Source organism: Paenibacillus sp. FSL P2-0121 (assembly GCF_037975345.1).
Taxonomy (GTDB): Bacteria; Bacillota; Bacilli; order Paenibacillales; family Paenibacillaceae; genus Paenibacillus_AQ; species Paenibacillus_AQ odorifer.
On the sequence record NZ_CP150245.1, the window covers coordinates 5,329,749 to 5,341,986 of the forward strand.

Sequence of the window (12,238 nt, forward strand, 5' to 3'; positions counted from 1 at the left end):
CATAATAGATTCGCCATTAAAAATCAAAAACCTTTTTCTGGCCAAGGAAATTTTTCCTAAATCAGATAGCTCGTTTCCCGAAAAACATTTCTCCACAGAAAAAAGCCATACAATCGGAATCTTGTCCGTTGCATGGCTTTGTTAAAAAAGTTGCTTCAGTTCAAGGTACACTGGTTAATACACTTTATTGTTATGCGTTCGGTTATTAATCGTTCAAATTCCAGCTGTCCAAATAATCCACTTGTGCCGGAGTGAGGCTATCGATGTTAATGCCCAGACTTTCCAGCTTATAACGTGCTACTTGCTCATCCAGCTCATAAGGAACATTTTCAACTTTTACGCCAATGCTCTTATAATTATCATTTACATATTTCAGCGACAGTGCCTGGAGTGCAAAGGTTGTATCCATAATTTCAGCAGGGTGACCATCAGCAGCACCCAGATTTACAAGTCTGCCTTCAGCAAGCAGATATAATTTACGTCCGTCACGAAGCTGGTACTCTTCGATATTTTTGCGAACGGTACGTTGGGATACGGATCTTTCCGACAGCTCAGGCTTATTCACTTCAACGTCGAAATGGCCCGCGTTGCACATGATTGCTCCATCCTTCATCACATCATAATGTTCACCGCGAATTACATAACGGTTACCAGTTACTGTAACGAAGAAATCACCAACCTTAGCTGCTTCCAGCATTGGCATTACTTCAAAACCGTCCATATGTGCTTCAACGGCTTTAATCGCATCAACTTCTGTGACAACTACTTTTGCTCCAAGTCCTTTGGCGCGCATGGCAACACCTTTACCACACCAGCCGTAACCGACAACAACTACTGTTTTGCCCGCTACGATAAGGTTGGTTGTGCGAATAATTCCATCCCATGCCGATTGGCCAGTGCCATAACGGTTATCAAACAAATATTTGCAGTAGGCATCATTAACCGCGACCATTGGGAACTTCAATACGCCTTGCTTTTGCAGAGCTTTTAAACGAATAATCCCGGTAGTTGTTTCTTCAGCACCCCCGCGAATATTCTCCATCAGATCAGGACGCTCCGAATGCAGCAATGTAGCAAAATCCCCACCGTCATCAATAATCAAGTCCGGTTTGCTCTCCAGTGCTTTGATATTAAGGGCTTTAAATTCTTCAGGAGACGGATTGTATTTAGCAAATACTGTGATTCCATCCTCCACAAGCGCTGCACAAACATCATCCTGTGTAGAAAGTGGATTCGAACCTGTAATGGTTACATCTGCACCACCAGCTTTGACAACCTTCGCCAAATAAGCGGTTTTAGCTTCCAAATGCAATGTGATCGATACTTTCAGACCTTTAAATGGCTGTTCTGCTTCAAACTGCTCACGAATACGGTTCAGTACCGGCATATGCTGGCGAACCCAGTCGATTTTCAAATGCCCTTCCGGTGCGAGTGACATATCAGCCACGATACTATTTTGTTTAGATGAACTCATTATGAAACCTCCTAAAAGTTTTATGGAGCTATACTTCTATGATCCACTTCGCAATAAAACTTGCTCCGTAAGCATACGCTTTGTTTTGTGAGCGTTACTCCAGTGATCTGCTTCGTACAAAACTCACTTCGTAAGCATAAGCTTAGTTTTATGAAGCGATACTTCCATTACATATAAATGATGCGATGTGTTCCACTGTAATCCGGTTCAACCGTCATTAACTCATCCAGCCAAGCAAGTCCGTACCGGTTCAAGTAATACATGATATTGTACACTCTTTCCTGCAGTTTACCCAGTGGCATTAACGACAGCTCGATTCGCTCCCATTGCCGGATTGCAGCTTCGTTCTGTTTTGCCATTGCATCTTGGGCTTTCGCCTGTAAAAAAGTAATCTGATCTAGAATCTTCTCTTTATTGTTATTCCCCAGCTTAAGCAGACCGGCCTGAACCGTTCCAAGCTGCTCAATCAGCGGTTCGTACATGGCGGCGAATGAGGTCTTGGTTTCTTCAAAACGACGTTCAATCCCCAGCTCATCCTGTGCGGCCAGCCATTCATGTCTTTTATGATCCAGTCCTTGTCTTACATCCTCAAAGCTAAGTTGATATTTATCCATATGCTTGTGCAGCGTACCTTCTACGACAGTAAAAGACATTCTAGGGATAATTAACGGCATTTCTCCCCCAATGGTCTCAAACGCACGACGCGGAATGGCCCAGTAAGCAATCTCACCTTGACCCAGCACCGTTGCCAGAACAGGCAACACATAATCCTGCATAAGTGGACGTGTCAGCACATTATTGCTAAAGCGTTCCGGATGTGCCTGCACCTCCTCAAGTAATTCATCACGGGAAAAGGATACCTGACCCTTGCGATCCGTAAAGATTCCGTCCTTCTTGTGAAGCAGAAGCCGTGTACCTTCATGAATATAAAAGAGGTTGGCATTGCCAGCTGTAACATCAGCCTGAAGCTCATATCCGGCGCCCACAATATCAGAAGCAGAATTCATATACGCTGTTTCCAGTGCATCATTCTGCATAATTAGCGAAGTGAAAAATGGCTGTTCTAACTTACGTAAGTTGGGATCAGCAGAATCAAGCAGAATTAGACCAAATTTACCAAATAATGAACCCATCAGCTTGGCAAATGCATCTGTCATACTATCTGCTCTAAAAGAAGAAGTGCGAATGAATTCCATAATCTGCGGCTTAAAGTCGCTTTCCTGAAGCAGACCGTCTAACTGTTCCACTACCTGCTGCCAACTTTCCTCTTCTACACGAATATCACTTACTGAGGAGCGTTTCTCTTCTGACTTTTCTATCTTAATCTTAGTAATCTCCTGCGTACGATTCAGTACATACGTATGATTCACTTCATCCCAGTCATGATCTTCACCTGCAATCCAGAATAAAGGAACTACCGGTCGGCCGAGTTGTTCAGCTGCTTCTTTTGCCGCCATAATAGTAGTTGCAGCTTTATATACCACTAACAGGGGTCCAGTAAATAGTCCGCTTTGCTGCCCACCTGTCACCACTAATGTCCCCGGCTGCTCTAAGAGAGCCAGCGAAGCCATCACCGCATCATGCGAGTTATGCTTTTCATTATATTGACGTAGACACTCAGCAATCTGAGTCCGGTCGGCACGAAGGCTTTCTCTGCCGTCTAGCCACTCTGCCCTTCTACTTCTACTTTCTTTATTGCGGAAATCCCCACCGTACAAATGACTAACCTTTTCAAAATGATCTATATAGTCGCGCGAGAGTGCAGATCCACCCTTGAGCGGTTCCGTTACAATATTCATTTGCTAGTGCCTCCAGTTCTACTAAGCAGTTATATGTAAATCCAAGTTCGTAAAAACTCTCTATGATTGTATCCAAAGTCAGGAGCCGCGTCAAAGTAAAACATGTCTTGATATCAGCAACACAGGTACAGCCAACTGTTCAATTATACTATAAATTCATTAAATAATATCCTAAATACATACAAGAGGCGAGAGCATAATGCTCCCGCCTTTGAAAACCTAAGTATAAATTATGCGAATTTTTTGCTGACAAAGTGGCCTTTAGATACTTCTACTAATTCAAAGTCACTGTCATTGGTCTTATCGTTAGCAGAATAAATAGGGCTGCCAAGCTCATCATGCAAGTGAATACGTTTTTTGTTGACTTCAATTTCCGGATCCGGAACTGGAATAGCCGACAATAGGGATTTAGTATAAGGGTGGATAGGATTTGCATACAGCTCTTCACTTTCCGCCAACTCAACCATTTTACCCAAGTACATAACTGCTACGCGATCACTGATATGTTTAACCATGGACAGATCATGCGCGATGAAAAGATAAGTCAATCCAAGACGATCTTGCAATTCTTTAAGCAAGTTAACGACCTGAGCTTGAATGGATACGTCAAGTGCGGAAATCGGCTCATCACAAACGATGAACTTAGGATTAACCGCTAACGAACGGGCAATCCCGATACGTTGACGTTGTCCACCGGAGAATTCATGCGGATAACGGGTTGCATGGTCATGGTTAAGACCAACCATATCCAGCAGTTCTTCAATCCGTTTCTTACGTTCTGCACGGCTGCCAGCCATTCCGTGAATGTCCAGTGCCTCGCCGATGATATCAGAAACCGTAAACCGCGGGTTAAGCGATGCGTACGGATCTTGGAAAATCATTTGCATGTCGCGGCGCATAGCCTTCATTTGATTTCCAGGCAATTTATAAATGTCTGTACCATTATATTTCACACTTCCAGCAGTAGGCTCATACAAGCGAAGAATCGTACGTCCAGCAGTAGTCTTACCACAACCGGACTCACCTACCATCCCAAGTGTCTCGCCCTCACGGATCGTGAAGTTAATATTATCAACAGCCTTAAGAACCTTACCTTTACCTACATTAAAATATTTCTTAAGACCTTCTACCTCTATTAGGTTCTTACTCAAGAGTACTGCACCTCCTTGGCCATCGAATGCAGATTCCAGCAACGCGCCATATGCGTTTCGCTGAATTCTGTGGCGCCGGGATCGATTTGTTCGCACACATGCATCGCTTCATTACAACGAGCAGTGAACGGACAGCCGATCGGCGGCTTGATCAGATCTGGCGGTGTGCCGATGATCGGAATAAGCGGCTCGCCTTTCTTTTGGTCCAGACGCGGCATTGAGCGCAGCAGACCTTTGGTGTATGGATGTTGTGGATTTTTAAAGATTTCCCATCTTGTTCCGGTCTCCACAACCTCACCTGCATACATTACAATCACCCGATCACACATGCCAGCAACTACGCCCAGATCATGTGTAATCAGAATAATGGAGGTACCTAGTTTTTGCTGCATCTCTCTCATAACTTCCATGATCTGCGCCTGAATGGTTACATCTAGAGCTGTTGTAGGCTCATCTGCTATCAGCAAAGCCGGACGGCAAGCTAACGCGATTGCGATCATTACACGCTGGCGCATACCGCCTGAGAATTCGTGGGGATATTGGTTAAAGCGAGCCTCCGCATTTTTGATGCCTACTAATTTCAACATCTCCATACCTTGCTTTTTCGCTTCGGCCGCTGACATTTTCTGATGTTTAATCAAAACTTCAGTGATCTGTTTGCCCACTTTGATGGTTGGGTTCAGAGAAGTCATCGGGTCTTGAAAAATCATGCCAATATCTTTACCGCGAATAGATTCCATTTCTTTCATGCTTTTGTCTAGCAGATTCTGTCCTTGAAAAATAATCTCTCCCTTTTTCACTTTAGAAGGTGGAGAAGGGATCAACCGCATAATCGATTGAGCAGTTACACTCTTACCGCTGCCGGACTCGCCGACGATGGCAACCGTTTCGCCTTTGCCAATTTCAAAATTCATACCACGGACAGCTTGTACTTCTCCGCCCTTAACAAAAAAGGAAATATGCAAATCTTTGACTTGTAAAATAGGTTCCATCCATATTCCTCCTATTTCTTCAGCTTAGGATCAAGCGCGTCACGAAGACCATCACCGAAAATGTTGAAAGAAAGCATTGTTAAGCTGATTAGGATCGCAGGGAACAAGAAGCGCCATGGATAGTACAACCAGCCGGTGAGTGAGTCATTGATCATCGATCCAAGTGAAGCAACAGGAGCTTGTACACCAAGACCCAAGAAGCTTAGGAAGGCCTCAGCAAAGATAGCATTTGGTACAGACAGTGTAATGGTTACGATAATCGGACCAACCGCATTCGGCAGAAGGTGCTTGAACAACAGTCTCGCAGAACCAGCACCCATGGAACGGGACGCCAATACGAATTCACGATTCTTGAGCTGCATAATTTCTCCACGCACAATCCACGACATCGTAATCCAGCCTGTAATGGTTAGAGCTAGGATGATTGTTCCAAGACTTGGCTCAAGAACGACCAAGAGCAAGATTACAACCAGCAAATAAGGAATAGAATACAAAATTTCAGAGAATTTATTCATAATATTATCTACACGGCCGCCGAAGAAGCCCATAATGCCTCCGTAGATAACACCGATGAACAAGTCGATGGCTGCCGCAGCAAGACCAACGATCAAGGAAATCCGTGCACCGTACCAAGTACGAACAAAGATATCACGACCAAGATCATCCGTTCCAAACCAGTGATCGGAGGAAGGGGGCTTATTGGTGCTCATCAAATCATTAGAATAATAGTTATATTTCGAGATAAAAGGTGCAAAAATCGCTGCAAGTACAATCAAACCCAGGATACCGAGCGCAGTCATCGCCATTTTATTTTGACGCAACCGTTGCCAAGAGTCTTTCCAAGCAGAGAGACTCTCACGCTGGATAACTTCGGCTTCTTTTTCATCTACACCGACTTTTTGAAAATCTTCCGGTTTTAGATTTAGCAAGTTATTTTCAGTAGCCACTATTTAGCCCTCCTTTCCTCCACTTAATTTCATACGTGGGTCAATTAATACATAAGCAATATCCGTAATAAAGCGGGCAACCATGAGTAATACACCATAGAAAATGGTTATCCCCATAATAACGGTATAGTCACGGACACCAATCGCTTCCACGAACTGTTTACCAATACCCCCAACACCAAAGATCTGCTCGATAACAACCGAACCAGTTACGATGTTAGCTGTCATTGGACCCATATAAGTAACAACAGGTAGAATTCCGTTACGAAGTACATGGCGGCTCAGAATAGCCATCCAGCTCAATCCCTTTGCTTTAGCCGTTTTGATATAATCCGCATTCAAAACTTCAAGCATACTTGAACGGGTCAAGCGGGCGATAAAGGCGATCGGCTGTGCCGAGAGCGCGGCCACGGGTAAGAAATAATAGATTGGCCCTTTAAAACCTGAAACCGGTACCCAACCCAGTTTGAAAGCAAATACATACTGCAGTAATGACGCGACTACAAAGCTCGGAACCGCAATCCCCAGAACTGCCAGCACCATAGCTGCGCTGTCAATAAACTTTCTGTGATAGAGTGCCGCCAACATGCCGAGAAATACTCCGACAATAACCGCCACAACGATTGCGACGAGTCCCAGCTTCAGCGACGCTGAAAAGGTTTGACTGATCAAATGTGATACATCTTGATTTAGGCGTTTCATTGAGACACCTAGGTCACCTTGGATAATATCACCTAAATACTTAAAATACTGATGAGAGAGCGGCTTGTCCAGACCATATTGTTCCATCAGACGTGCTTTAATTTCTGGCGGTACCTTCTTTTCAGAAGTAAACGGATCCCCCGGAATAGCTTTCATCAAGAAAAAGGTAGCTGAAATCAATACAAATAGAGAAACCAACATATAGAAAAACTTATTTGCGACATAACGAACCATCCCCATCACACCTCCTCCGACAATTTTTGATACACATAATAATGATTTTATGAAAAAAACGGATTTTTGTCTATTTTCTATATATGTTATTAATAACATTAATTAACAAATAGACAGGAATACAAAAAAAAGGGATATATATGGAATTCCACATATATATCCCGAAGTATTCTGCAACTTCAGTCAACTAACTATTCTGTTGTAATTACTAAAGCAATATCTTAGTGCTCAAGCAAGTATCCGCGAGTCAAGTCAATTGCACCACTAAAGTCAAGAGTAACACCTTTAAGGTACTCTTTAGTCAGGGAGTTGTTAGTGTAGTAGTACAAAGGAATCAGAACCATATCTTGCTCAATGAGCAATTTCTCAGCTGCAGCAAACTTTTCTTGACGTACTGCCAAGTCAGTGCTTGTTTTAGCTTCGCTGATCAATTTGTCATACTCAGGGTTAGCGTAACCAGTATCATTGTTACCGCCACCTGTTACCCACATATCAAGGAAAGTCATTGGATCATTGTAATCCGCAGTCCAACCAGCACGAGCAACTTGGTAGTTCAGGTTTTGACGGTTTTCAATAAATACAGCCCACTCTTGGTTAACGGTTTGTACGTCGATACCAAGATTGTTTTTCCACATATCAGCAATCGCCAAAGCGATTTTCTTGTGACCTTCACTTGTGTTGTAAGTCAGGGAGAATGTAGGCAGTTTATCCATACCTTCTTCTTTCAGACCTTCAGCAAGCAATGTTTTAGCTTGTTCTAGATCTTCAGTGAAGTAGCTATCTTTAACTGCTGTACGGTATTCACCATCAGCACCAGCGATACCCGGAGGTACATAACCGTATGCTGGGAATTGTCCACCTTGTACTACATTGTCAATCAAAGCTTGACGGTTAATGGACATTGCAAGAGCCTTACGGATTTTAGCGTTTGTGAAAGGTTTTTCAGTGATATTGAATTCGTAGTAGTATACGGAAGCAATACCTTTACGGCTGAATTCGTTAGGAAGTTCTTTTTGCACGATTGGAATTTGTTCTGATGGAATTTCACCAGTTGGTCCACCGGCACGATCGTATTCACCGTTCTTGTAGCTGAGCAGCTCAGTTGCACCGCTGTTTACAAGGGAGAAGTCGATTTTGTTAAGTTTAATGGAATCTTTATCCCAATATTTATCGTTTTTAGTTACAACAAGTGTTTGACCTGTAGTCCACTCTGTAAGAGTGAAAGCACCGTTAACGATCATAGTATCTTTGCTTGTTGCCCATTTAGGATTACTCTCAATGGATTTGTGTACAGGGTAATAAGTGTAGAAGGAAAGCAATCCAAGGAAGTAAGGAGTTGGGGCTTCAAGAGTAACTTCAAGAGTTTTCTCATCAACCGCTTTGACACCTACTTGACTGAAATCGGTAATTTCCTTGTTGTAGAACTTTTGAGCATTTTTGATGTAGTACAATTGATAAGCGTAAGGTGCAGCGGATGCAGCAGCAGGATCGAGCACGCGTTTCCAAGCGCGAACGAAGTCTTCTGTTGTTACAGGATCGCCATTACTCCATTGTGAATCACGGAGTTTGAAAGTATATACCAGACCGTCAGCGGAAACTTCCCAGCTTTCAGCAACACCTGGTTCAGCTTGACCAGATTCAGCATTCATGCGAGTCAGACCTTCGTACATTGTTGTCAGGACAGTGTGAGCTTGGCTATCTTGAGCCAATCCTGGGTCAAATGTTGGAGGCTCAGAACTAAGGTTAATTCTCAATGTTTGGTCAGCAGCCAATTTTTCTTCTGTAGCTGCATTACCAGTTGCCGTGTTACCAGTGTTAGCATTGTTACCTTTATTGCCGCTGTTTGCATTGTTTCCGCCGCAGCCAGCAAGCACTGTGCCGATAACAAGTACTAATGCAATCATTAGCAATAGACTTTTACTCTTCTTCATCTAGCAGTTCCCCCTAAATAGAATGTGGTATATGGTTTATGATTATACAACCAGTGGTCAAAAAAATCTAGTGCAATGTTTTCAGAAAATATTTTTTTTTTAAAACTTTAAACTTTTGTGACGTTGACGCTTCACCGAAGCAGTGGAACGTTACATCGCTTGTGATATGTAGGTAATTAGCCCAACAAACATAAATAATAAATATCCGAAGCTCATAAAAAAGAACGAAAGTCTCCAAACTGCCCGAAATAACCGCTTCCCATCTACCTTTCCTTTCATCCGATTTTGAGCTCCGCCAATCAGTCCAGCGGATATTAATACAATAATTAGTATAAGGTAAAACCCAAAACCGGAATTAAAGATGTTATTAAACAATGCGGAGACCGACAATAATAAAAAAAATGTGGTCACGTCCATAGCGAGCATAAAAGTTTTCTTTTTATCTTTTTTTAAGCCCTTTCCAATGAAAAAAACAATCAAAAACGGCACAATCGGAATAACGCTTAAAGTAATAACCGAATCCATCAGCAGTCCCATAGCTTCACCTCTCCCCAGAGATCATACCCCAATACCTTCTACTAATTGGCAGAGCCAGCGATTTAATGGTGCCGACACTCCAGATCGTTCTGCCATTTCTACAAGACTTCCATTGATCCAACGAATTTCTGTGGTTCTTGAAGCAAGTACATCTGCCAGCATAGATGAAATATTGCCAGACGTTAACCGGCACACCTGAAGGATGTTATCCCAAGCATCCTTATCATAAGTAATTTCACAGAAATCATACACCATTATTGCTTCTTCAAAAACTTCCTTCATTAATTGGAGGCGTTGCTCTGAAGACAACAGCTCCCCATTTGGAATACGCCAAATCGCCGTGAGTGGATTTATAACGGCATTGATCAAGAGCTTCCGGTAAATCATGGTATCCACTTCATTCGACAAAAAGGCTGCGAATCCTGCCATTATGAGAACTTCTATTAAATTATTCGCTTTTAAATCATTATGTATGCTATGAGCTTGTCCATCCCCTAAGCTCCATTTTCCTATCCACACCTCCCCTGCTCCTGCATGAATGACCTCAGTTAATGATTTGCGCTTCGCAGCCTCCGTAGTCACAGCTACATATAAATTGGCGTTTGGCAACAAGCCTCCTAACATCTCCATATGTCCTGTACCATTCTGAAAACAAATCATATGTACTTGCTCTTCCTTAAGTAGGGATAGAAATTCAGGCAAATCATTATGTAGAGTATTCTGTTTAACCGTCACCACGATCCAATCACTCGGCTCTTCTAGATAAGCACCAGCGAACTCCCCTATTGGCGCGGATACAAACTGATCTTCCGAAATTGTTATCGGCTCGCGTCCATCCTCGTAGGTAACCGTTAAGCCATCACGCCCTAATCGTTGGCATTGTTCTATCCCTCGGCACCACAGCCTCACATCATTTCCGGCTTGGATCAGTCTCCCTGCCAGCAGCAGCCCGAGTGAACCTGCACCAATTATATCAATTTTCATATAACCCTCCTGCTGATCTTAAGCACAATTTTTCTAAGTATACCAAAAACCCCGCAAGTGGTGCTTAAAAAGCAGACCACTTGCGGGATTGTTAGTTAACCTATCGTTCATTCAATGCGTTCTAAATTTCCGTTACCATCCATTTTGAAACGAGTCTTCATTTCTTCTTCTTCTTCATTTAAGAAAGCAAGCCTGCGAGCACGATCCATAATCTGAATTAAAGCTTTGTAATCATCGTTGACTACCCGGTAGTCGCTTTGAGCAAGATTAACCTCTTTAGACAACCGCTCATTCTCAGATCGTAATTCTGTTAATTCATCTTCCTTCTCGCGCAGGTCTCTTTCCAGCATTTTCAGCTGACGTCCTGCTTCCTGGATCGTACCCTTCCATTGTCTTAAGAAACGAATGACCGCATCAATGGATAATGTGTTTTCACTTAATCCCTCACCGCGCCCAAATTCCTCATCGACATCACCCAGAATGAGACCAGCTACTTGCGCTCCTCTTACTGACGGCTGCTTTTTCAGGTAGCTACGCTTTTGACGTTGCCCTTTAGCAATACCGATGGCACCTTCATAACTTTTCCGAACACAACTGTTCCAGCGGAATCCGCAAGCGGCCGAAGTTCTGCCGATTTTTTCACCCACCTCTTCAAAAGCGGCAAGCTGTGTGCTGCCCTCCCGAATGTGTCGCAAAGTTACTTCTGCCAATATTAGATCATCTTCTGCACTCCAAGCGTCCTGTCTAACGGCTGTCATAAAGCCAAACCTCCTAACAACGTCATGAAATAACCATCTCCATAACCGGCAGTTCTGCCGGGTAGTGAATAGGGATAAAAGCTGCTTACTCCATTTCTATGCTTCTCATAGAGTTCATAGAATCTATTTGATACTAATTTGTATTTCCATTATCTGCGTACATCATACGCATAAAACTATAAATTCTCTTTTTTAAAGCACTAATCACTCAGGTCAATTATAAAAATCACATTTTTTGAAGATTAGTGCATTTTTTTCAATGAATTCGTTTACACATAATTATGTTGAGGGTATAATAAATCGAAGGAATATTCGTGAGATACATACTGGAAGGGGGACTCTCTCTTGGACCGCATGTTTCGGGTATTAGGTTTTTTCACATTAGCTATTGGATTGATGGCTTTCGCCGGAGGTCTAACAGAAATGGCCTTGCTTTTCTTTTTACAAACTGCATTTTTCGTAATACTTGGCTATATGAAATTTACTGAAAAAACTTATGTTCTTCTCTTCTGGGCATACATGATTCTGACTTTCACCGGATTTAGTTATTGGACGATCTTTCAAATGGGTCTTCCACTATAAATTGCAGTACTCTTTTGGAGCGGATGAGGTCCTTATCTTATAAGGATCACTTCCGTTTTTTTGTTTGTATGCTATTTTAGAAGGGTTAAACATATTATTAGTACATACATATATCATTTCAAAAAAAAGGTGGTGGTGTGGTGCGCT

The 12,238-nt window shown here is 42.7% G+C and carries 11 protein-coding genes; 1 reads left to right on the forward strand and 10 read right to left on the reverse strand.

Annotated elements, in window-relative coordinates; all coding sequences use genetic code 11:
* Positions 1-205: 205 nt before the first annotated feature.
* From MKY54_RS23590 to MKY54_RS23635, 10 genes are all read right to left on the reverse strand, one after another.
* Positions 206-1,477, reverse strand: a complete 1,272-nt coding sequence (locus tag MKY54_RS23590; protein WP_170914265.1) for an adenosylhomocysteinase — start codon at positions 1,475-1,477, stop codon at positions 206-208.
* A 164-nt stretch (positions 1,478-1,641) separates the two neighbouring features.
* Complete coding sequence (bshC, locus tag MKY54_RS23595) at positions 1,642-3,273, reverse strand: bacillithiol biosynthesis cysteine-adding enzyme BshC (protein WP_076129044.1); 1,632 nt, start codon at positions 3,271-3,273, stop codon at positions 1,642-1,644.
* A 230-nt stretch (positions 3,274-3,503) separates the two neighbouring features.
* Complete coding sequence (locus tag MKY54_RS23600; RefSeq protein ID WP_036683682.1) at positions 3,504-4,424, reverse strand: ATP-binding cassette domain-containing protein; 921 nt, start codon at positions 4,422-4,424, stop codon at positions 3,504-3,506.
* Positions 4,421-5,416 (reverse strand): ABC transporter ATP-binding protein, encoded by a 996-nt coding sequence (locus MKY54_RS23605; RefSeq protein ID WP_036683686.1) that lies wholly within the window; start codon positions 5,414-5,416, stop codon positions 4,421-4,423. The genes MKY54_RS23600 and MKY54_RS23605 overlap by 4 nt, the downstream gene beginning before the upstream one ends.
* An 11-nt stretch (positions 5,417-5,427) precedes the next feature.
* Positions 5,428-6,363 carry an ABC transporter permease gene (locus tag MKY54_RS23610; RefSeq protein ID WP_036683689.1) on the reverse strand — a complete coding sequence of 312 codons (936 nt, stop codon included), beginning with the start codon at positions 6,361-6,363 and terminating at the stop codon, positions 5,428-5,430.
* 3 nt (positions 6,364-6,366) lie between these two features.
* On the reverse strand, positions 6,367-7,299 hold the full coding sequence (locus MKY54_RS23615) for an ABC transporter permease (RefSeq protein WP_036683691.1): 933 nt from the start codon (positions 7,297-7,299) through the stop codon (positions 6,367-6,369).
* Between the two features lie 221 nt (positions 7,300-7,520).
* Positions 7,521-9,230 (reverse strand): peptide ABC transporter substrate-binding protein, encoded by a 1,710-nt coding sequence (locus MKY54_RS23620; protein ID WP_076129042.1) that lies wholly within the window; start codon positions 9,228-9,230, stop codon positions 7,521-7,523.
* A 150-nt stretch (positions 9,231-9,380) separates the two neighbouring features.
* Entirely contained in the window at positions 9,381-9,767 is a 387-nt protein-coding gene (locus tag MKY54_RS23625; RefSeq protein ID WP_076129040.1) for a DUF3397 domain-containing protein, read from the reverse strand.
* 21 nt (positions 9,768-9,788) lie between these two features.
* Complete coding sequence (locus MKY54_RS23630; RefSeq protein WP_076129038.1) at positions 9,789-10,751, reverse strand: 2-dehydropantoate 2-reductase; 963 nt, start codon at positions 10,749-10,751, stop codon at positions 9,789-9,791.
* A 107-nt stretch (positions 10,752-10,858) separates the two neighbouring features.
* Complete coding sequence (locus MKY54_RS23635) at positions 10,859-11,509, reverse strand: RsfA family transcriptional regulator (RefSeq protein WP_036683702.1); 651 nt, start codon at positions 11,507-11,509, stop codon at positions 10,859-10,861.
* Between the two features lie 345 nt (positions 11,510-11,854).
* Here MKY54_RS23635 and MKY54_RS23640 point away from each other — a divergent pair, with 345 nt between their 5' ends.
* Entirely contained in the window at positions 11,855-12,091 is a 237-nt protein-coding gene (locus MKY54_RS23640; RefSeq protein WP_036683705.1) for a DUF2626 family protein, read from the forward strand.
* Positions 12,092-12,238: the final 147 nt, after the last annotated feature.